We start from the raw sequence: 21,126 nt of genomic DNA on the forward strand, positions 1-21,126 counted from the left end.
GGCTCACTTGCTGCGGTGACGCCTGCGCAGGGCGGCCACGCCGAGCAGCAGTGCCGCAACGGCGACACCGACGGGCACGTTGACCCGTCCGAGTGCGCCCGCAACTCCGCTCGCGTGATTCGGCGACGTCGATGACGGCGCCAAGGGGATGGTGTCGGGATCGATCTCGTCCGCATCGGGTTCCTGGGCCACCGGCGCGGCGATCGCCACGCGCAGCCGGCTGGAGAGTGAAGGATAATGCGGCGACGGGCTGCGGAGCTTCACCGCGGCGGTGCGGCGACGGGCTGCGGAGCTTCACCGCGGCGATGATCGCGCAGATCACCGACAGCGCGACCAAGATGCCGCCGACCACCGCGAACGCGGTGAACAGGCCGTAGGTCATTTCCACCCAGCGGAACAGCGCCGTCAGCCCGACAATGCAGGCGGCGATCAGGAAGACGCCCGCAGTGGCGAGCATCCCGGCCGCGACGGCGTAGGACGTCACGGTGCCGGTGGCCTGTCGCGCGCGATCACGTATGTAGGACTGGGTCGCGCGCTTGACGCGGTTGAGCCTCTGCTCGAGTCCCAAGCGCAACAGCTCTCCTGGCGGTGCAAGCATGCGCGACCTCCGACAATCCGTTCGCCGCGCAAACCGCCGGCTCGCGACATGAACGTGGAGGATTTGCGAAGGTTCCCGGCAATCAGGCATGCCGTTCTGCGGCAATCCTTGCAGGGCAAGCGAGATTCCGGGTTCGATCGCCAACGCGCGGCCGCGTTGACGATTGCCCTGGAATGACCGCTGCTGGGAAGCAGTCCAGATAAGGAAATGGCGGCCACCGGGGCCGCCATTCTTGTTGGCTGACGATGTGTCCGCGCGCGGCTTATGCCACGGCCTTGATGACCTTGCCGACCTTCTCGATGATCTCGCCGACCTGATCCTCGCTGACGACCAGCGGCGGGGTCAGCGCCAGCGTGTCGCCGGCGATGCGCAGCATCAGGTCGTTGTCGTGGAAGGCGGTCTCCATCGCCGAGTAGCCGCGCTTGCCGGCCGCGTCCGGCAGCGAGGCGAGATCGATGCCCGCGGTGAGACCCACGGTGCGGATGTCGAGCACGTTGGGCAGGCCCTTCAGCGACATCACCGCGTCGGCGAATTTCGGCTCGATCGCGCGGGCGTGCTCGAACAGCTTGTCGTCGCGATAGATGTCGAGCGTGGCGAGGCCGGCCGCGCAGGCGATCGGATGCGCCGAGTAGGTGTAGCCGTGGGTGAACTCTACCATGTGCTCCGGGCCGCTCATGAAGGCGTCGTGGATGGTGTCGCGCACCAGCACGCCGCCCATCGGTGCCGCGCCATTGGTGACGCCCTTGGCGAAGGTGAGAAGGTCAGGCGTCACGCCATAGCGCTCGGCGGCGAAGGCGTAGCCGAGGCGGCCGAAGCCGGTGATGACCTCGTCGAAGATCAAGAGGATGCCGTGCTTCTGGGTGATCTCGCGCAGCCGCTTGAGATAGCCCTTCGGCGCCGGGATCACGCCGGTCGAGCCGGCCATCGGCTCGACGATCACGGCGGCGATGGTGTTGGCGCCGTGCAGGTTGACGAGGTTTTCCAGCTCATCGGCGAAGTGCGCGCCGTATTCCGGCTCGCCCTTGGTGAAGGCCTGCTTCTCGCGGTCATAGGTGGCGGGGATGTGGTCGACGCCGGTCAGCAAGGTGCCGAACAGCTTGCGGTTGTTGACGATGCCGCCGACCGAGGTGCCGCCGAAGCCGACGCCGTGATAGCCGCGGACGCGGCCGATCAGGCGGGTGCGGCTGCCCTGGCCGTTGATCTGGTGGTAGGCCAGCGCCATCTTCAGCGCGGTGTCGGCCGCCTCCGAGCCGGAGTTGCAGAAGAACACGTGATCGAGGCCGGCGGGCGCGAGGTCGGCGATGCGGTTCGCCAGCTCGAAGGCCTGGGGAATGCCGAACTGGAACGGCGGCGCGTAGTCGAGCGCCGCGGCCTGCTTGCCGATCGCCTCGGCGATCTGGCTGCGGCCGTGGCCGGCATTGCAGCACCACATGCCGGCGGCAGCGTCGATGATCTTGCGACCATCGACGGTGATGTAGTGCATGTCCTTGGCACCGGCGAGCAGGCGCGGGTTCTTCTTGAAGGCGCGGTTCGCGGTGAACGGCATCCAATGCGCGGCAAGATCATTCGGAACGGTGACGGCGGGGCGGGGGCTCTTGTCCAGCATGGGGACCTCTCGGACGGTTGTGCGACGGCGGCAGCATGATCCGGAAAGGTGGCGAACCGGTGCCAGAAAAGCTTGCCGAAACGGATCGTGCTTGATGGGCCTGAATGGGTGCGCCGACGTTGTCAGCCGCTGATCCGGGCCGGCTGCAAGTTATCAGCTTCGCGCGCAGACGGAAATGTCAAAGGTCCGGCGTTCCTGCTGCCCTGGTGAGCGGATTCTGCACAGCAGCAGCAGATTGTGCCGCATATTGGAAGTCGCCGCGTCATTTCGCGCCAACCGCGCGGGTGTGCCTCAGGCAGCCGCGTCTCAGACGAGATCGCGCGCGGTGATCCAGAACACCTCGCCCTCGGAGTCCTCAGTGTCGAGCCAGAGCAGCGGCAGGTCGGGATACGCCGCCTCGATCTGCGGACGGTCGCGGCCGACCTCGCACAACAGCCCGCCTTCGGCGGTCAGGTGGTCGCGCGCCTGGCCGAGGATGCGATGGATGATGTCGAGGCCATCAGCGCCGCCATCGAAGGCCAGCGCCGGCTCGGCGCGGCATTCCCGCGGCAAGCCGGCCATGCCCTCGGCATCAACATAGGGCGGGTTGGTGATGATCAGATCGTAGCGGCGCTGGCTGAGGGGGGCGAACAGGTCGCCGCGGTGCAGCGAGACGCGCCCGGAGAGATCGTAGGCGGCGACGTTCTTCGCCGCGACGGCGAGCGCATCCTTGGAGATGTCGACCGCGTCGATGACTGCATTCGGGAAGTGGCGGCTCGCGAGGATGGCGAGGCAGCCGGAGCCGGTGCAGAGGTCGAGCACGCTGTCGACCGCCAGGGGATCGTCGATCAGCGAGGTGCCGTCGCCCTCGGCGCCACCGAAATGCGTCTCCAGCAGCTCGCCGATGAACGAGCGCGGCACGATGACGCGCTCGTCGACATAGAACGGCAGGCCGCGCATATAGACCTTGTTGACCAGATACGCCGCCGGCTTGCGCGTGGTGATTCGGGCCGAGATCAGGTCGAGGATCGTCTTGCCTTCGGCGGCGGTGACCCGGGCCGTGACGAAGGTCTCGAACTGATCGGGGCGCAGATGCAGCGCCTCGCCGATCAGGAAGGCGGCCTCGGACACCGGATCGGTGGTGCCGTGCGCGAACACCAGATCGGCGTTCTGGAAGCAGCTCACGGCGTAGCGCAGGTAGTCGAGCAGGCTCACCAGCTCGCCCGCATTGACCTTCGGCAGCCTCAGTGCCGCCGCCTTGCGCGGCGCTGCCGTCTTGACCGTCTTCGCCATCACCTTGTCCAGCGCGCTGCGGCGGCGTCATCGTGGCTCCTGGCCTCGACCCAGCTGCCGCCGTCCTCGGTTTCCTCGCGTTTCCAGAATGGCGCGTTGGTCTTGAGATAATCCATCAGGAACTCCGCGGCCTCGAACGCCGCCTGGCGGTGGCTCGACGCGGTCACCACCAGCACGATGTTCTCGCCCGGCCGGATCCGGCCGAAGCGGTGAATCACGGTCAGCCCCTGCAGCGGCCAGCGCGTCATCGCCTGTTCGGCATGGCGCATGATCTCCGCTTCCGCCATCCCGGGATAGTGCTCGAGCGTGAGCGCGCTGATCGGCGTGTCATGGTCGTTGCCGCGGCACAGGCCGGAGAAGGTGACGACGGCGCCGATGTCGGTGCGGCCATGGCTGAGCGCCGCGATCTCGGCGGCGGTGTCGAAATCCTCGTGCTGCACGCGGACGGTGACGATCGCGGTCATGATGCCGTGTCCTGGTCTGCCGGTCCGGCGCTCGGCCTCAGCCGCCGGTCATCGGCGGGAAGAACGCGATCTCGCGGGCGCCGGCGATGGCCGCATCCGGCTGCACATGGGTCTGGTCGATGGCGGTGCGGATCACCTTGGGCTTTTCGAACGCATAGGCGTAGTCCTCGCCCTGCGCGCTGAGCCAGGCGATCAGCTCGCTGACCGTGCGGACATCCGCCGGCGGCTCGATGGTCTCCTCGGCCTTGCCGATGCGCTCGCGCACCCAGGCGAAATACTTCACCTTCATCGCTAGTCTGCCTCGATGAGGTGGTGGATGCCGGCGCGGAAATAGTCGTAGCCGGTGTAGATGGTGAAGACCGCCGACAAGCCGAGCAGCCAAATTCCGATCCCGCTCACGATCGGGCCAACGGCCGTCGAGATCTGGGCGACCGCGGCATCGCCCGCCTCGCCCGCGAGCAGGAAGCCGATTGCCACCAATTGCATCGTGGTCTTCCATTTGGCGACCTTGGTCACCGGCACGGAGACGCGCAGCGCGGCGAGATATTCGCGCAGGCCCGACACCAGGATCTCGCGGCACAGGATCACAATGGCCGCCCACAGCGACCAGTTCTGGATGGTGCTGTCGGCGGCCAGCATCAGCAGGCAGGAGGCGACCAGAAGCTTGTCGGCGATCGGGTCGAGCATACGGCCGAATGCCGATTGCTGGTTCCAGATCCGCGCGAAATGACCGTCGAGATAGTCGGTGATCCCAGCCGCAATAAACACCGCGACGGCGACCCAGCGGAGCCACAAAGGATACATCCAGACCGACTGCGCGTAGATGCAGCCGACCACGACCGGTATCGCGGCGATGCGCGCATAGGTCAGGATGTTCGGCAGGGACGTCGACGTCTTGCTGGGCACGCGTGTGGTCGCAATATTCATCCCGTGTACCAATACTGATGCCGTGCGAACGTCAACCTTCGAGCCGAGCCGCCCGGACAGGATGACGCAGATATGACGCAAATCGCAACAAAGCCTTGCGGAGATAGGAACTCTCGCGCGCGAGGCAACGCGAGCCGCAACGCTTCATTAAGCAACCGGACGCGGTCGCGCCAGTGCGCAGATCGGCGGCCGCGACGCGTGGCCGCGACCTTATTGCAGTGCGGTGACAGCCGGGCGAATGCTTGAGCGGAAGCCTCAGATGGCCTCCGCGCCATGCACCGCGCACCAATGCGCCTGGCGTTCCGCGAACACGCGGTCGCGGACATAGGCCAGCGTCTCCTCATCGAACGTCTCGATCACCTCAAGACTGAACGCGTCAGGGCCGTGGGCGGTCCACGCCGCCTGCAGCCCGCCGCGGCGGTGGCCGCCCTGGCGCAGGGTGAACCACAGCCGGTTCTGGATCTTGTCGAGATCCGGCGCGCAGCCGATCCAGCGCTCGCCGGTGGCGGCGCAGGTGACGGCAAAGATGCCGGTAGGGCTCTTGCGTTCCTTGTAGGCGGCGACGGCCACCTTGCGCTGGTCGGGGGTCATGACGGGCTCCTGATTATCACCCGGGCGTATATCGGATATTTCTATCCGGGTAAAATGCTTTCTGCGTGCTGGCAGCGCCGTCGGGAGGCGGCGGGCCCGGCCGCTCCGTCATTCCGGGGCGCGCGTAGCGCGAGCCCGGAATCCATAACCACGATTGTCTGGATGATGCGGGGAAGAGCGCCACAACGGGTCCCGTCCCCATGTGAGTATGGATTCCGGGCTCGCGGGGGGCTCCCCCGAAATGAACGGGCGGAGAGAGCCGGGCTTGCGCCGGATCGGGAGGTCGCAGCCTCAACCCGCGTTGCTGTGAAAATATTCAAAAATCTTCCGCGCGCTCTCGGCGCTCACGCCGGGCACCTTGCCGAGGTCGGCGATCGAGGCGCGCTCGATCTCCTTCAGCGTGCCGAAATGGTGCAGCAGCGCGCGCTTGCGCGACGGGCCGATGCCGGGGATCTCCTGCAGGCCGGCCTCGCGGATGTCCTTCTTGCGCAGCTTGCGATGTGAGCCGATGACGAAGCGATGTGCCTCGTCGCGCAGCCGCTGGATGAAATACAGCACGGGGTCGCGCGGCTCGAGCTTGATCGCCTCCCGCTCCGGGATGAACAGCGTCTCGCGGCCGGCGTCGCGATCAGGGCCCTTGGCGACCGACATCAGCGCGACGTTGGTGACGCCAAGCTCGGTGAAGATCTCGCGGACGGCATTGAGCTGGCCGCGGCCGCCGTCGATGATGACGAGGTCGGGCCATTGCGGCACGTCGTCTTCCTTCGCCGCGCGCGCGACGTCCTTCTCGGACGGCGCGACCAGCCGCTTGAAGCGGCGCTGCAGCACCTCCTTCATCATGGCGTAGTCGTCGCCGGGCGTGAGACCTTCCGACTTGATGTTGAACTTGCGGTACTGGTTCTTCATGAAGCCGTCGGGGCCGGCGACGATCATCGCGCCGACCGCGTTGGTGCCCTGGATGTGGCTGTTGTCGTAGACCTCGATGCGCTTCGGGACCTGCGGCAGGCCGAGCGTCGTGGTCATCGCCTCCAGCAGCCGGCTTTGCGTTGCGGTGTCGGCGAGCTTGCGGCCCAGCGCCTCGCGCGCATTGGTCAGCGCGTGGGTGACGAGGTCCTTCTTCTCGCCGCGCTTCGGGCAGGACACCTCGACCTTGTGGCCAGCCTTGACGCACAGTGCCTCGGCGAGCAGCTCGGCCTCCTCGATCTCATGCGACAGCAGGATCAGCTTCGGCGGCGGCTTGTCGTCGTAGAACTGCGTGATGAACGCCGACAGCACCTCCTCCGGCAGATAGCTCTTCTCCGCGCGCGGGAAGTAGGCGCGGTTGCCCCAGTTCTGGCCGGTGCGGAAGAAGAACACCTCGACGCAGGAATAGCCGCCTTCCTGGTGGATGGCGAACACGTCGGCTTCCTCGACGGTGCGCGGGTTGATGCCCTGCTGCGAGGAGATCGCCGACAGCGCCGCGAGACGGTCGCGATAGACAGCGGCAGTCTCGAATTCGAGTTCGCCAGACGCCTTCTCCATTTCGGTCGCCAGCAGCGCCTTCACGGCCTGACTGCGTCCGGACAGGAAGTCGGTCGCCTCGCGCACGAGCTCGGTGTAGCCGGGGAAGTCGATCTCCTGGGTGCAGGGACCCGCGCAGCGGCGGATCTGATGCAACAGGCAGGGGCGGGTGCGGCTCTCGAAGAACGAATCGGTGCAGGAGCGGATCAGGAAGGCGCGCTGCAGCGCCGTGATGGTGCGGTTGACGGCACCGGCCGAGGCGAACGGACCGAAATAGCGCCCCGGCCTGGACTGCGCGCCGCGGTGCTTGAGGATCTGCGGCGCCCAATGGTCGCCGGTGATCAGAATGTAGGGGAACGACTTGTCGTCGCGCAGCTGCACGTTGAAGCGCGGCTTGAGCTGCTTGATCAGGTTGGCTTCGAGCAGCAGCGCCTCGGTCTCCGTGGTGGTGGAGACGATCTCGACAGTCACGGTGGCAGCGATCATGCGCAGGATGCGCGCCGGCAGCGGCGCGTTGGCGCGGGCGTAGGACGACAGCCGCTTTTTGACGTTCTTGGCCTTGCCGACATAGAGCACGTCATGGGCTGCGTTGAGCATGCGGTAGACGCCGGGCGAGGTCGGCGCCAGCCGCACCGCGTTCTCGATCGCGGCATGGCCGATCGCCAGCGGGCCCTCGCCGACCGCCTCCAGGCTCTCCTCAGCCAGCTCCGGCAGCCGGCCGTCATCGTCCTCGTCCGCAGCCGAGGCGGCGGGATCGAGATCGGGCGTGTCGATGGCCTCGGGGGGCAGGTCGGCAGAGGCGCCACGCCGGCTCGGGGGCGTCGGCGCCTTGGATGGGTCGGAGCTGTGGGTGGTCATGTCCAACAAATTAAGCGCTGCCGCGCCGCCTCGCCAGCTTGCGATGGCGCCATGCACAGGGCAGGGCGGTAACGCTTCGTTAAGCACGTTAATGGCCGGGTAACCCGGCTTAACAACGGCTTAACCTAAAACTCTCGATAAAAGCTCACGAAAGAAGCGAGAGTTCCGTAACCACGTCGGCCCGCGCAGCACAGTCGCGCGGCGCACGCTCCGGGTGGTGACGGCGAGTTGCGTGGAGTGAGCGATGAACAGGTTCTTGGTCGGTGCTGCCGCCGCGGCGGCTCTCGGATCGGTCTCGGCGCAGGCGGCCGATCTCGGCTATGGGCGCGGCGCGCCCTATACCGTGAACCAGCCCCTCAACGCCTATAGCTGGGCCGGCCCCTATCTCGGCGGCACGCTGGGCTACGAATGGGGCACCGTCGGCAACAACCCGACCAAGCCGTCCGGTCTCACCGGCGGCCTGACCGCGGGATACAATTGGCAGAACGGCCCGTGGGTGTTCGGCGCCGAGGGCGACATCAACCTGACCGGCGCCAACGACACCTTCGCGCCGTGGAAGTTCTCGAACCCGTGGTTCGGCACATTGCGCGGCCGCGCCGGCTACGCCTTCAACAACATCCTGTTCTACGGCACCGGCGGCCTCGCCTTTGGCGGCCTGCGCGCCGAGACCTTCGGTCTTTCGGAATCGCACACCACGGTGGGCTGGACGCTCGGTGCCGGCACCGAGTTCGGCCTGGCGCAGAACTGGACCGCCAAGATCGAGTATCTCTACGTCGATCTCGACAGCAGCAATTTCGTGATCACGGGGGCGAAGAACGACTATCGGTTTGGAATTGTGCGCGCAGGCATCAACTTCCACTTCTGATGGCAACGAGGGAATAGGAAGAAGAAACGTCCAACGACAACCTCCCGGCCGCTCGCGCGGCCGGGATTTTTTTGTCGGAGTCCCTTTTGTCGTAGTGCTCCGTGCAATCTGGAGGTATGCAGCATCGCGCGCGGCCTGCACGTACGAGCCGGCAATGCTGTGCACGCGAGCCGGCGGCGCTGCCGGCAGCTTCCAAACGAACGAATGAGGTGCCGTCGAGGCGCCCGCGGCTGCAGTCTCACGCTGGTGCGTGAACCGTCGCCTGGTGGGCTCGCCCTAAGACGACAGGACCAGGTTCACCGCCTTCGGGCCCTTGCCCTTCTTGTCCGGCTCGACCTCGAAGCTGATCCGTTGTCCCTCGGTCAGATCCTTCAGGCCCGCGCGCTCCACCGCCGTGATGTGCACGAACACGTCGCGTCCACCGTCGTCCGGCTTGATGAAGCCGTAGCCGCGCTCACCATTGAAGAACTTGACCGTCCCAGTCATGGCCATCGGGAAACTCCTCCCCCGCAATGCTTCCTCCACTGCGCGCTCTGCGCAGCGTCCGACCGGACATCACTTTGATCGGAAAGCGTTGGCCACCTTAACGCCCAGCGCTCGCCACGCCGGATCGTCTGGATCTTGTTAGGCCTTGATCACCCCGCCGCAACCATTCGCGGAAGCGGAACGTAAAGCCAGTCTTACAATCAGACACAATAATACGGTTCCGCGCCGATTGACTACGGCTTTTCGACCAGTCGCCGTTTCAAGCTTTGGGGAATTCGATCCGGAAGCGCGCCGCGCCGCCCTGGCCGAGCGGCTTCTGCAGTTCCTGCAGGATGAGCTTCAACTCGTCATGCAATGTCCAGGGCGGGTTGACGATCAGCAGCCCGGTCGAGGTCAGCGCCTCGCCTTCGATCTGCGGCGCAACACTGAACTCGATCCGCAGCACCTTGCCCGGCGGCTTGGCCGCGGCCGCGAGCGCCGCGACGCGATCGGTCAGCTCTTCCGTCGCACGCCGGTTCTTGGCGGGATACCAGAGCACGTAGATACCGGTGGTCCACTTTGCGAAGGCCGCAGCAAAGCGGTCCGCGAGCCGCTCGAACTCATCCTTCGCCTCGAACGCCGGATCAATCAGCACCACGCCCCGGCGCTCGTTCGGCGGCACGAAGGCGGGCAGGGCGACCCAGCCGTCGAGATCGACGACGCGGGCCTGGGTGTCGCGGCGCAACTGATCGATCAGCTGCTTGCGGGGGATCGGCGCGAGCTCGCACAGGGTCATGCGGTCCTGCGGCCGCAGCAGCGCGCGCGCGATCAGCGGCGAGCCGGGATAGGCGACGAGCTCGGCCTTCGGATTGAACGATCTGATGATGTCGAGATAGGGCGACAAGAGTGCATAGGCCTGCTCGGAGAAGCGCGCCTGCAGCACGCGAGCGATGCCGGTGAGGAACTCGCCACTGCGGATGGCCTCGTCGCCGGTGAGATCGTACAGGCCTGCGCCGGCATGGGTGTCGATCACCCGGAACGCAGCGGGCTTCTCCTGGAGGTAGACCAGGATGCGCGTCAGCACGATGTGCTTGATGACGTCGGCAAAGCCGCCGGCGTGAAAGGCGTGTCGGTAGTTCATGCGGCACGAGTTACGCCGTTCCGCGTCAAAAGGGTACCCCGTCGATGCGCCGGATGGATCCAGAGAGCATCGGATCAGCGCCGCGGCGAGAGGCGCCGCAGGCCGACCCACTGCGGTCGCCCCGCTAGCCGCTGCGCACCGGCGGCATGTTGACCTCGTCGCGCCGGCAGGCCTGGCGGTCGATCTCGTCGCAGTTGCGAAACTCCAGATCCTTCGACAGACAGATCCGGACCTCGCTCAGCCTGGTGCGATTGCAGGTGACGGCAATGCCCGATGTCGTGAGCTTGGGGTTGGCCTTGATGAAGGCCTCCTCGACCGCCCCCGGCGCCACCGTCTTGGCCTCCGTAAGATCGAGGAATTCCGGCGGGATCTTGATGGCGGCGCGGGCCTTGCGGATGATTTCGAAGTAGGCCTTCGCGGACAGGCCGGCGCAGGTGCCGTGCTTGTCCCACTCGTTGTAGATCAGGCCCGGCGCCGGCATCAGGTCGAGCATCGAGGTCATGATGTTGCGCGGCAGGCGCGGCGCCGGCTGCTCGCAATATTCGGGGTAGCCGTTCTCGTATTGCGGCCACAGCCCGTGCACGACGAACGAGTAGGGCCGGCCGCCGCACTGCTGGGACCGGCTGCCGCGGCCGCCTCGCTCGTCGGCTTCGGCACAGTACGAGGGCGACCAGGATAGCGAGAGAACGTAGAAGTCGAACGCGCCCGGCGCGTTCTGGCGACGGTCCTGCGCCTCGGCGGAGCCAGCCGCGAGCACACCCACCAAGAGGGCAAAGCAGGCGATCGTTATGGACAACAGGACCGCAGGTCGGCGCAGGCAATCGAACATGGCGAACTCCCCGGACAATGCCAGGAGCCTAGCAGCGCGTTGGAACATTTCAAGAACAAAATGGCTGCCCCGAGGCAGCCATTCGTCAGCCGGCCGCCCGCGCGAGCGGCCGATGGTCCGACAAAGTCGAATCAGGGCTTGGCGGCGCGGCAGGCCGGATTGAAGGCCCAGTTGCGATCGAGGCCGACGACGCAGAACTCGACGCCCTGGTCATAGCCGGCGAAGCCGCCATCCTCGATGATCGAGAAGTTGACGGTGCGCGCCTTGCCGTCGCTGATCATCACGCTGCCGGTGCAGAAGCGGCGCGGAATATTGTCGGACTGCCAGGGGCGGAAGGCGATCTCATGGACGTTGGCGACGCCGGTGATCGTCAGCGAGGAATTCCAGAAGGTGCTCTCCTTGTCCTGGAATCGCGACACGATGGTCGGAATGGCCGCCTCGCAGGGGGCAACCCGGCCTTCGTACTTCGGGCCGGACAGCCAGAAGTTCATCTCGAGCGGATTGGCGGCCTGAGCCGGGGCGGTGGCGACGATGGCGGCAAGCAGCGCGCCACAGGGAGCGCCGAACATCTTGAAAGGTGAGCTGAAGTCGCGCATGGGCCGTCCGCAAGGCTGATCCGGGAGCGTGGACCGTGCCGCGGCGGCCACAGGAGGTCAAGTGCAACGCGGCAACACTCCACGATTAGTCCTGTTAACGCGAGGCTGGTGTTCTTTTCTTGACCGCACAGGACCTTTAGGATGGCACGCCAGCTCAAGGAGAATGCAATGCGGACGCTGAAGGCCGGACTCGTGAAGACTGCAGGCCTCGCGGCCGTCGGGATGCTGCTGGCCGCCGCGCCGGCTCTGGCCGACGTGGTGCCGCCCTTCAAGGGCAACGACACCGGCGGCATCATCGCCTATCAGCTGGCCCAGCGCACGGATGCGCGCCAGCTCGCGGTCGATCATTGCGCCTCCTACGGCAAGGTCGCGAAGTTCCGCGCCGTCGATGCGCGCTATGGCGGCTACGTCTCGTTCGCCTGCCGCTGGGTGCCCTATGGCTCGGCGCAACGGCCGCTGCGGACGCTGTACTAACGTTCTCCTAATTGCCATCTTTTGGCGGCATTCGCTCCGACATCGCGCAACGAGCCGGAACGGAACACATGACCTGCACACGCACTGCCATCGGCCTTCTGGCCTGCTGTCTCCTCAGCGTGACCGCGAGTCACGAGGCCCGTGCCGTGGACCTGCCGGTGCGCAAGGCGGGCCTGTGGGAATTGAAGATGGTCAGGTCCGGCGGCCAGCTGCCGGAAATGACCATGCAGCACTGCACCGACGAGACCACCGACAGGGACATGAACAACATGGCCTCGCCGATGGCGCAGCAGGTCTGCTCCAAGCAGGACATCCAGAAGACCGCAACCGGCTATGTCAGTGATGCCGTCTGCAGCTTCGGCGGCATGAACACGACCTCGCATGCCGACATCACCGGTGACTTCAACTCGGCCTACACGGTGAAGACCACCTCGCGCATCCAGGGCGGTGCCGCCGGCGCCGCCAAGGAAACCGCGATGACCATCGAGGCGAAGTGGCTCGGCGCCTGCAAGCCCGACCAGAAGCCCGGCGACATCGTCATGCCCGGTGGCATGAAGATGAACATCAAGGACATGAACAAGCTGAAGAACCTCATTCCGGGTGCCAAGCAGTAGGCGGGCGGCCGTTGCGTTTGGCGGCACGAGCGCAGAGACATGGATCGTCGCTCATTCGCGGACGCAAAGCACGATCTTCCCGATATGTCGGCTCGTCTCCATGCGGGTGTGCGCATCGGCCGCCTCGGACAAGCGATAGATGCTGTCGATGTGCGGCCGAATGGCCGTCCCGAGAAGGGGCCCGACGCATTGCCGCAGGTTGGCCGCGATGCGTCGTTTGAGGTCCAGTGCCGTCGAACGCAGGAACGCGCCGGTGATGCTGGCCCGGCGCGCCATCAGGCCGCGCAGCGGCACCGCCAACTCGTTCCCATGTCCGGCTGAGAGCAGGGCGATCCGTCCGCCCGTTGCGAGCGCCACAAGGTCCTGCGCGATGTGAGCGCCGGCGGAGGTGTCGAGGATGCAGTCGACACCACGCATCCCCGTCGCCACGCGGATCTGCTCGGCGAGATCAGGATCGGCGTAGTCGAACACGGCGCTGCAGCCGAGCCTGAGCGCCGCGGCGCGCTTCTCTGCGGTGCCGGCGGTGGCGATGACGGGATGACCCAGCGCGCGCAGGAGCTGGATCGCGATCGTGCCGACGCCGCTGCTGCCGCCATGAATCAGGGCCGTCTCGCCGGGCATCATGCGCATCAGCTCGAAGAAATTGAACCAGGTCGTGAACAGCGCCTCGGGCAGGGCGGCGCCTTGGATCCAGTCGAGGCCGCTCGGCAAGTCCAGGGCAAGATGCTGATCGGTGGCGACGTATTGCGCGTATGAGCCGCCGTCGGTCAGTGCGATCACCGCTTTACCCAGCCGTTCCCGGGGAACGTTGGTGCCGCAGGCCACGATGCGCCCCGAGGCTTCCAACCCCGGCACGGGATTGGGCTCCCGCGACGGCCCGGCAGCGCGCTGGTTGCAGTCATGACGGTTGATGCCGGCGGCTGCGACCTCGATCAGCACATCGTCTGGTCCAAGGCGCGGGACCGGCCAGTCCTGTCGCTCCGACAGGACCTCCGGGCCGCCCGCGGCGGTGATGATGACGGCGCGCTGATCGTCCGGAATCATGCTTGGTCGCTCATGTGCTCACTTACCGACCAGGCTGCACTTGCTGCGGTCGAGCGGGCGAAACGCCTGATCGGGGGCGATCTTCGTCACCAGCTTGACGAAGTCCCAGGGGCCCTTCGATTCGGCGGGGGTCTTGACCTGGACCAGATACAGGTCGTGCACCATGCGCTGGTCGTCGCGGATCTGGCCGTGGTCCGCATAGGCGTCCGAGACTGGCGTGGCTTTCATCCGGGCCATCACCGTTGCGCCGTCGTCGCTGTCGGCATCCTTCACCGCCTGCAGATAGTGCCGCACGGCCGAATAGACCCCGGCCTGTATCTGTGACGGCATCGCCTTCCGGCGCGCGTAGAACGCGTCGGAGAAGCGGCGCGCGGCGGGGGAGGCATCCTCGAAGAAGCTGGTGACGATGAGATCGCCCTGCGTCGCCTTGAGGCCGATGGCTTCAATGTCCACGTTCTGGAACGACATCGGCACGATCTTCATGCCCTGGGCCGCAAGCCCGAACTCCTCGGCCTGCTTGATGGCTGTGGCATTGTCGCCGGCGACGTTGAGCGCCAGGATCTTGGCGCCGGAGGCCTGGGCCTGCAGCAGGAAGGATCCGTAGTCCGGCGTACCGAGCTGCGCCTTGACGCTGCCGGCGACCTTGCCGCCGAGCTCGGCGATGCGGGCGCGCGCGGTCGCCTCGACCGAATGGCCGAACGCGTAGTCGCCGGTGATGAAGAACCACGGCTCCTTGCTGGTCTGCATGATGCCCGAGACGACTGCGGTCGCGGTCGAATAGGCGTCGTGCGTCCATTGCACCGAGGTCGGGGCGCAAGCTTCGTCGGTCAGCTGGTTGGCGCCGGCTCCCGAGATGAGGAAGATCTTGCCGTTGCTACGCACCAGCTCCTGGACGCCAAGGGCCGCGCCGGAGCTGCCGCCGTCGGCGATCGCCTGCACACCGTCCTGCTCGAACCAGCGCCGGGCGATCGCGACCGCGATATCCGGCTTGTTCTGATGGTCGGCCTGAATGATTTCGATCGGCCTGCCGTTGATCTTGCCGCCAAATTCCTCTGCAGCCATCCGTGCCGCGTCCACCGAGCCGGGCCCCATCGCGGTCGCGAAAATGCCCGTCATGTCGGTGAGCACACCGATACGGATGGCACTCCCCTTGATTTCGGCCTGCGCGGATGAGCCTGCAAGCAGCAGCAGGCCAGCGATGCTGGATCTGAGACAGCGCGACATGATGATCCTCCCCGGACTTGAAGATTTGGTTTTTTGTCGTGTTTGATTGGTGCGCCTCGCGGTTCTCCGCGAGGCGGAGACGTCAGGCTGCCGGTTCGGCAGCCACGGGATTGCGCAGCACGCCGATGCCCGAGATGTCGACCTCGACCGTATCGCCGGGCTTCATGAACAGAGGCGGGGTGCGCTTGAAGCCGACGCCTCCCGGCGTGCCGGTGACGATCACGTCCCCCGGCAGCAAGGTCATGATCGTCGAGCAATAGACGATCAGATCGGGGACATCGGTGATGAGGAGATCCGTGGTCGTCCGCTGCACGGTCTCGCCATTGAGGCGGGTCTGCAGCGTCAGTTTCGACGGGTCGGGAATTTCATCAGCCGTGACCAGCCAGGGGCCGAACGCGCCAGACCGGTCGAAGGTCTTGCCCGACAGGAATTGCGATGTATGGCGCTGCCAGTCGCGGATGCTGCCTTCATTGTAGCAGGAATAGCCGGCGATGTGCGCGAGCGCGTCCTGGCGCCGGATGTGCCGGCCGGCTTTCCCGATCACGAGCGCAAGCTCGCCCTCGTAGTCGAAATGATCGGAGACACCAGGGCGAATGACCGGCTGCAGATGGCCGACTTGGCTGGTGGGAAAGCGCGCAAACAGCGCAGGTTTCGCGGTGACGGTCCGCCCGGTCTCGGCGACGTGGTCGCGATAGTTCAGGCCAACGCAGATGATCTTGCCGGGATCAGGGATGACGGGCGCGAAGGTGATTGCATCGAGCGGATAGTCGGTCTGTTCGCGGGCGAGCAGTTCGGCGGCGTGACCGAGCGCATCCGCCTCGATCAGCGCGCGCAGGCTCTTCGACGGCAGGCGCCGGCCGAGGTCGACCACACCGTCTCCCTTCACGGCGCCGTATCCGGGACGCCCGTCAATGACAAAGGAAACCAGCTTCATACGTGAACCCTCTCAGCAAAACGGAAACGATCAGGCGGCGCTCGGCCGCGGCGCGAGGACGGCGAGGCCGGACAACAGCGCGGCGAGATCTTCACTCTTCTGCACGGCACCCAGGATGTAGCGGTCCGGGCGCATCAGCACGGCGGCGAAGCCGTGCTCATCGAGCCAACCGTCGAGGCCGCTAGCCTCCTCGCCGGAAATGATGGCGACGTCAGCCGCCGCCAAGCCGGCATGATGCTGCTCGATCACCGCGGCACCGAGTCCAGACCGGCACAGCAGCGCGAAGCGATAGCCGACGCGGTCGTCGCTGCGGCCGAGATCGCGGGTGCGGAATTGCGGCGCCAGCTTTCCCGTCATGCTTCGATCGCCGCCGGCGAGGCCCGGGCCGAGCACTGGCTTCTGCACGTCGAGTTTCAGCTGGCCGTCGCCCTGTGCCGTGCCGGTCGCGAGCGCCGCCTCGACCGCCCTGGTGTTGATGAGTCCGCCCAGCCGTATCGCGAGCTCGATGAATTCGCGCACGTGGGGCGCGCGCTCGCTCTGATAGGTGTCGAGGAGATCAGGCCTTGCCTTGCGGGCAATCACATGGGCCAGCTTCCATGCGAGGTTGGCCGCGTCGCGAATGCCGGCACACATGCCCTGACCGAGGAAAGGCGGGGTCTGGTGCGCGGAATCACCTGCGAGCAAGAGCCGTCCGGCACGCCATTGCTTGGCGACCGCGGAGTGGAATGTGTAGACGGCGGCGCGTTCGATCTCGGCCTCTGCTGGCCGGAGCCAGGGTGAGAGCAGCTCCCACACGCGAGCCGGTTGGGTGATCTCGACCGCGTCCTCGTCAGGACGAACCGTGATCTCCCACCGGCGCCGGCTGCCGGTGCCGCGAATATAGGTTGCGGGACGCTGCGGGTTGCAGTGCTGGACGCTGAAGTCGCCGAGATCGGGCCGCTCCTGCCTCAGCAGCACGTCGCAGACGAGCCAGCGCTCGTGAAAGCCGAGATCGTCCAGCGCCGAGCCGATGAAGCGGCGCACCAGCGAACGTGCACCGTCGCAGCCGATGACATAGGCGCAGGAGATGTCGACGAGCCGGCCGGTACCGAGGTCTTCATAGCGAACGCGCGCACCGTTGTGGTCCTGCTCGAGCGCGAAGACGTCACAGCGCGTGCGCAGCTCGACATGAGGCCAGCGCGCGAGTCCCTTGTTGAGCACGTTTTCGAGATCGGGCTGGTGGAATCGGTAGCTCAGATTCCAGCCCATCGAGGTCGGCTCGCGGGTGCGCGGCCAGTCGAGCAGCAGCCGTCCCTCGGCATCGACGAAGCGCATGCCGGGACTCAATGTAAGGTGGGGCAGGATGGCGTCGGCAAGGCCGATGGTCTGGAACACGCGCATGCATTCGTCGTCGAAATGCACCGCGCGCGGCAAATGATAGGCCTTGGCTTCGCGCTCCAGGATCAGGGTGCGGATGCCGCACAGGCCGAGCAGATTGGCGAGCGTCGAACCCACGGGCCCGCGACCGACGATGACGACGTCGAAGCTTCCGGAATGTGCAGCCATGTTGCTCATGGCCGCATCTGTTCCGCAACCGCCTCGCACCTTCAAGGCGCGGTCGCAAACTGTCCGCGCAGCGGACGCTCAGGCCTGGACGGGGATCGCGGCTGCGGCGTCGCGCAATGGGGCCGCGTATTGAGCGACAGCCTCCTCGAGGGTCATGGCGGAGCGGATCCAGATGATCGAAATGCAGCCGAAGACGACGTCGCCACGAACGATCGGCACTGCGATCGACGACGTCTTCGGATTGAATTCGCCCTCGTTGCGGATTGCATAGCCGCGCTGAGCCGTTTCCGTCACCATGCGCTGCAGCCGCTCGGGCGCCAGGAAGGAAACGTCCTCCGCATTCTCGATGCGTCGCAGGTGGTTGATGATGATGTCCCGCTCTGCGGGCGGGCAAGCGGCCAGATAGGCCCGGCCGGCCGAGGTCTGCAGCATCGGCAGGCGCTTGCCGATCATGCTGCGATCGATCGAGAGCGGGCTGCGCGCATGCGTGGTCTCCTGGATGACCATCGCGCCGTTCTCATAAGTCGACAGATCGACCGGCCAGATCAGGCTGCGGCTGAGCTCGGCGAGATAGGGCGCGGCGACCTGGCAGATGAAGATGCCGGGATCATAGCCGTCGCCGAGGCTCAACGCGTGGCGCGTCACCCGGAAGCGGTCGTCGCTGGCGCTGCGCGCGACATAGCCGAGTTCCTCGAGTGTTTCGAGCAACCGATAGACCGTGGGCCGCGGCAGATCGAGCTGGCGCGCCACGTCGCCGGCGCGAATGCCCCCGGACCGATTGACCGCGCGCAGCACGTCGAGCCCCCGCTTGAAGGCGCGGACACCCTCCGCAGGACGGGCTTGCGGAGATCGCGTCCGTTGCTTGGACACTTGGAAAATCCTCCCTGTTCTTCGTTTCCGTCCGCCGATACCGTCTTGAGAACGCGAGCCGGATGCAGGGGCGGCAGTCTACTGCAGGACCGCGCGGAGCTGATACGAAATTCCGCCCGCACCTTTCGGGAGAAAACAAGATGGAAATAACGGCGCTCGGTTACATCGGCATCAAGTCGTCCCAAGCGGAGCAGTGGGGACGCATGGCGACCGAGCTCCTCGGGATGCAGCGCGTGGATCGCGCGGCCAGCGTGCAGGCCTATCGGATGGATGATCGCAAGCAGCGGCTGATCGTCGATGGCAGCGGCGATGGCGGGCTCGCTGTCATGGGCTGGGAGGTCGGCGACGCCGCTGCGCTCGCGCGCCTCGCGAGCCGTCTAGACGACAACGGCGTGAAGGTGGCCCGCGGTTCGCAGGCACTGGCCGACGAGCGTCATGTCACCGAGCTGATCTGCTTTCAGGATCCCGCCGGCAACACGATCGAGGTGTTCTGGGGGGCAGCTGTCGCCTCGGATCCCTTCAGGCCGGGACGTCCGATCTCCGGCTTTCGCACCGGGCCGCTCGGCATGGGACACGTCGTGCTCAACGTCGAGGACGTCGAGCCGCTGCTGCGGTTCTATCGCGACCTGCTCGGCTTCAAGGTGTCCGACTTCGGCCTGACGCCGTACAAGCTCTATTTCTTCCACGTCAACGGCCGCCACCACAGCTTCGCGATGGTCGGCTCCGGTCGCCGCACACTGCATCACTTCATGGTGGAACTAGGTAGTCTCGACGACGTCGGCCAGGGCTACGACCTGGCACAGCTCGACGACGGGCGCGTGGCCTACACGCTGGGCCGTCACACCAACGACCACATGACCTCGTTCTACGTCAACACGCCCTCCGGCTTCTTCATCGAATATGGCTGGGGCGGCCGGGTGATCGATCCCGCGACCTGGCAGCCGCATGAGACCTTTGACGGCCCGTCGCTGTGGGGGCACGAGCGATTGTACCTGCCGGATGAGCAGCGCAAGCGCCTGCGCGATATGCGGCTGTCCGCGGCTGCACGCGGCGTTCGCGTGCCGGATCCTCGCGTTCCGGCACTGAACTGCGCGTGGCTCGACGCCGTGGTCGCGCAGGAGTGAGCTAAGCAGCGCGCTACACCGGAATCCGCACGCTCGCCCGCAACCCGCCCATCGGGCTGTCGCCGAGGGTGATGTCGCCGCCATGGGACCGCGCGATGTCGCGGGCGATGGCGAGGCCCAGGCCCGTGCCGCCCTCGTCCTGGTTGCGCGCGTCGTCGAGGCGCAGGAACGGCTTGAACACCTCCTCGCGCATGTCGGCCGGGATGCCCGGGCCGTCATCGTCGACGGTGATGGTGAGGTAGCGGTGGTCGCGATGGCCGGTGATGGCGATCGCATCGGCATGGCGGGCGGCGTTGGAGACGAGATTGCCGAGGCAGCGCTTCAGCGCCTGCGGCTTCACGGTGACCACAGGCAGGCCGTGGAACGAGACCGTGGCGGAATGGCCGTTGCGCTCGGCGTCGCCGCGCAGCTCCTCGAGCGCGTTGGAGATGTCGGTCGGCTGCGCGATCTCGCCATTGTCGCCGCGTGCGAACGCCAGATAATCCTCCAGCATGTGCGACATCTCGTCGACGTCCTTGCGCATGGCGTCGATCTCGGGACTGTCGCCGAGCAGCGCCAGCTCCAGCTTGAAGCGCGTCAGGATGGTGCGCAGATCGTGGCTGACACCGGCCAGCATCGCGGTGCGCTGCTCCAGGGTGCGCTCGATGCGCGCCTTCATCTCCAGGAAGGCGTGTGCCGCACGCCGCACCTCGCGCGCGCCGCGCGGCCGGAAGTTCGGCACCTCGCGGCCCTTGCCGAAGCTCTCGGCGGCATCTGCGAGGCGCAGGATCGGCTTGATCTGGTTGCGCAGGAACAGCACCGAGACGATCAGCAGGATCGACGACGTGCCGACCATCCAGAACAGGAAGATGTCGGTGTTCGACGCATAGGCAGCGCCACGCTGCGCGAACACGCGCATCACGGCGTCATCGAGCGCGACGCGGATCTCCACCAGATTGGAGCGGCCGACGGTGTCGATCCAGAACGGCCGGCTGATCTGGCGGCCGATCTGGCTCGACAGCGACTGGTCGAGCAGGTTGAAGAACGGTTTTGGCCCCGGCGGCGGCATGTCGCCGGCGGGCAGGAAGTCGACCACCAGGTTGAGCCGCTGTTGCGCGATCCGGCGCAGCATGGTGCGGTCCTTGTCCTGCGGATAGCCCTTGTAGATGTCGATCAGCGCGGCGACGTCCTGCACAACGGCGGCGGAGAGGCGTCGCGTCACCGTGTTCCAGTGCCGCTCCATGAACACGCCCGCGACCACCGTCTGCAGGATCACCATCGGCACGATCATGATCAGCAGCGCGCGGGCATAGAGGCCGGTCGGCATCCAGCCCTTGAACGCGTTGCCGACCAGGCTGTTGGCGCGCGACACCCGCCGCGAGGCGGTGCGGATCAGGGTGAGGCCGGTGTCGAGCGTGCTCATGATAATCCTAACGCGCGCCGTTTCCGTCATTGCGAGGAGCCCCCGGGTCTCGCCCGCGGCGAGCTCGAGGGCAGGCTCCGCGACGAAGCAATCCAGACTCTTCGCGGGACTCTGGATTGCTTCGCTTCGCTCGCAATGACGCGGAGATGCCAGGTCGTTTCAGGTCTTGCGGTGAGGAAGCTA

At 66.3% G+C, this 21,126-nt stretch carries 21 protein-coding genes and 1 pseudogene; 4 read left to right on the top strand and 18 right to left on the bottom strand.

Features of this window, described 5'->3' with window-relative positions; genetic code table 11:
• Positions 1 to 3 precede the first annotated feature (3 nt).
• From QX124_RS02535 to uvrC, 8 genes and pseudogenes are all read right to left on the bottom strand, one after another.
• Positions 4 to 598, bottom strand: a pseudogene (locus QX124_RS02535) (phage holin family protein).
• A gap of 262 nt (positions 599 to 860) precedes the next feature.
• Positions 861 to 2,204 (bottom strand): aspartate aminotransferase family protein, encoded by a 1,344-nt coding sequence (locus QX124_RS02540; protein ID WP_315779014.1) that lies wholly within the window; start codon positions 2,202 to 2,204, stop codon positions 861 to 863.
• 306 nt (positions 2,205 to 2,510) lie between these two features.
• Positions 2,511 to 3,476, bottom strand: a complete 966-nt coding sequence (prmB, locus tag QX124_RS02545; protein ID WP_315736600.1) for a 50S ribosomal protein L3 N(5)-glutamine methyltransferase — start codon at positions 3,474 to 3,476, stop codon at positions 2,511 to 2,513.
• Complete coding sequence (locus QX124_RS02550) at positions 3,476 to 3,940, bottom strand: molybdenum cofactor biosynthesis protein MoaE (protein WP_315736601.1); 465 nt, start codon at positions 3,938 to 3,940, stop codon at positions 3,476 to 3,478. Before QX124_RS02550 ends, prmB begins: the two co-directional genes overlap by 1 nt.
• Positions 3,941 to 3,977: 37 nt before the next feature.
• Positions 3,978 to 4,229, bottom strand: coding sequence for a molybdopterin converting factor subunit 1 (gene moaD / locus QX124_RS02555; RefSeq protein ID WP_315736602.1), 252 nt, complete (start codon positions 4,227 to 4,229; stop codon positions 3,978 to 3,980).
• A 2-nt stretch (positions 4,230 to 4,231) separates the two neighbouring features.
• Positions 4,232 to 4,867: a CDP-diacylglycerol--glycerol-3-phosphate 3-phosphatidyltransferase gene (gene pgsA / locus QX124_RS02560; protein WP_315796101.1), complete on the bottom strand. Its 636-nt coding sequence runs from the start codon at positions 4,865 to 4,867 to the stop codon at positions 4,232 to 4,234.
• Positions 4,868 to 5,122: 255 nt separating this feature from the next.
• Positions 5,123 to 5,458 carry a GIY-YIG nuclease family protein gene (locus tag QX124_RS02565; RefSeq protein WP_315796103.1) on the bottom strand — a complete coding sequence of 112 codons (336 nt, stop codon included), beginning with the start codon at positions 5,456 to 5,458 and terminating at the stop codon, positions 5,123 to 5,125.
• Between the two features lie 291 nt (positions 5,459 to 5,749).
• The gene (gene uvrC / locus QX124_RS02570; protein ID WP_315796104.1) at positions 5,750 to 7,816 is read right to left on the bottom strand and encodes an excinuclease ABC subunit UvrC; all 2,067 of its coding nucleotides are present in this window, start codon (positions 7,814 to 7,816) and stop codon (positions 5,750 to 5,752) included.
• Positions 7,817 to 8,060: 244 nt separating this feature from the next.
• Here uvrC and QX124_RS02575 point away from each other — a divergent pair, with 244 nt between their 5' ends.
• Entirely contained in the window at positions 8,061 to 8,681 is a 621-nt protein-coding gene (locus QX124_RS02575; RefSeq protein ID WP_315796106.1) for a porin family protein, read from the top strand.
• A gap of 276 nt (positions 8,682 to 8,957) precedes the next feature.
• Here QX124_RS02575 and QX124_RS02580 read toward each other — a convergent pair whose 3' ends face one another.
• The 4 genes from QX124_RS02580 to QX124_RS02595 all read right to left on the bottom strand — a co-directional run bounded on the left by QX124_RS02580 (position 8,958) and on the right by QX124_RS02595 (position 11,712).
• Positions 8,958 to 9,173, bottom strand: coding sequence for a cold-shock protein (locus QX124_RS02580; RefSeq protein WP_006612991.1), 216 nt, complete (start codon positions 9,171 to 9,173; stop codon positions 8,958 to 8,960).
• 253 nt (positions 9,174 to 9,426) lie between these two features.
• The gene (locus QX124_RS02585) at positions 9,427 to 10,287 is read right to left on the bottom strand and encodes a 23S rRNA (adenine(2030)-N(6))-methyltransferase RlmJ (RefSeq protein WP_315736607.1); all 861 of its coding nucleotides are present in this window, start codon (positions 10,285 to 10,287) and stop codon (positions 9,427 to 9,429) included.
• Between the two features lie 124 nt (positions 10,288 to 10,411).
• A complete protein-coding gene (locus tag QX124_RS02590) occupies positions 10,412 to 11,116 on the bottom strand; it encodes a ribonuclease T2 (RefSeq protein ID WP_315796108.1) in 705 nt (234 codons plus the stop codon).
• 131 nt (positions 11,117 to 11,247) lie between these two features.
• Positions 11,248 to 11,712 carry a hypothetical protein gene (locus QX124_RS02595; protein ID WP_315736609.1) on the bottom strand — a complete coding sequence of 155 codons (465 nt, stop codon included), beginning with the start codon at positions 11,710 to 11,712 and terminating at the stop codon, positions 11,248 to 11,250.
• A 168-nt stretch (positions 11,713 to 11,880) separates the two neighbouring features.
• On the opposite strand from QX124_RS02595, the gene QX124_RS02600 reads away from it, so the two are divergent.
• A complete protein-coding gene (locus tag QX124_RS02600) occupies positions 11,881 to 12,186 on the top strand; it encodes a hypothetical protein (RefSeq protein ID WP_315737063.1) in 306 nt (101 codons plus the stop codon).
• Positions 12,187 to 12,254: 68 nt separating this feature from the next.
• Positions 12,255 to 12,800, top strand: a complete 546-nt coding sequence (locus QX124_RS02605) for a DUF3617 domain-containing protein (protein ID WP_315736610.1) — start codon at positions 12,255 to 12,257, stop codon at positions 12,798 to 12,800.
• Between the two features lie 51 nt (positions 12,801 to 12,851).
• Here QX124_RS02605 and QX124_RS02610 read toward each other — a convergent pair whose 3' ends face one another.
• From QX124_RS02610 to QX124_RS02630, 5 genes are all read right to left on the bottom strand, one after another.
• The gene (locus tag QX124_RS02610) at positions 12,852 to 13,844 is read right to left on the bottom strand and encodes an NAD(P)H-quinone oxidoreductase (protein ID WP_315796110.1); all 993 of its coding nucleotides are present in this window, start codon (positions 13,842 to 13,844) and stop codon (positions 12,852 to 12,854) included.
• A gap of 18 nt (positions 13,845 to 13,862) precedes the next feature.
• A complete protein-coding gene (locus QX124_RS02615; protein WP_315796111.1) occupies positions 13,863 to 15,068 on the bottom strand; it encodes an ABC transporter substrate-binding protein in 1,206 nt (401 codons plus the stop codon).
• A gap of 82 nt (positions 15,069 to 15,150) precedes the next feature.
• Entirely contained in the window at positions 15,151 to 16,002 is an 852-nt protein-coding gene (locus QX124_RS02620; RefSeq protein WP_315796112.1) for a fumarylacetoacetate hydrolase family protein, read from the bottom strand.
• A gap of 30 nt (positions 16,003 to 16,032) precedes the next feature.
• Positions 16,033 to 17,556, bottom strand: coding sequence for a bifunctional 3-(3-hydroxy-phenyl)propionate/3-hydroxycinnamic acid hydroxylase (locus QX124_RS02625; RefSeq protein ID WP_315796113.1), 1,524 nt, complete (start codon positions 17,554 to 17,556; stop codon positions 16,033 to 16,035).
• 69 nt (positions 17,557 to 17,625) lie between these two features.
• Positions 17,626 to 18,417, bottom strand: a complete 792-nt coding sequence (locus QX124_RS02630; protein WP_315736615.1) for a DNA-binding transcriptional regulator — start codon at positions 18,415 to 18,417, stop codon at positions 17,626 to 17,628.
• 140 nt (positions 18,418 to 18,557) lie between these two features.
• On the opposite strand from QX124_RS02630, the gene QX124_RS02635 reads away from it, so the two are divergent.
• Entirely contained in the window at positions 18,558 to 19,541 is a 984-nt protein-coding gene (locus QX124_RS02635; protein ID WP_315736616.1) for a VOC family protein, read from the top strand.
• Positions 19,542 to 19,554: 13 nt separating this feature from the next.
• On the opposite strand, the gene QX124_RS02640 is transcribed toward QX124_RS02635, so the two are convergent.
• Positions 19,555 to 20,943 (bottom strand): ATP-binding protein, encoded by a 1,389-nt coding sequence (locus tag QX124_RS02640; protein ID WP_315796116.1) that lies wholly within the window; start codon positions 20,941 to 20,943, stop codon positions 19,555 to 19,557.
• Between the last annotated feature and the right edge of the window lie 183 nt (positions 20,944 to 21,126).

Origin of the sequence: Bradyrhizobium sp. SZCCHNRI3043, assembly GCF_032377735.1 — a bacterium.
Taxonomy (GTDB): Bacteria; Pseudomonadota; Alphaproteobacteria; order Rhizobiales; family Xanthobacteraceae; genus Bradyrhizobium.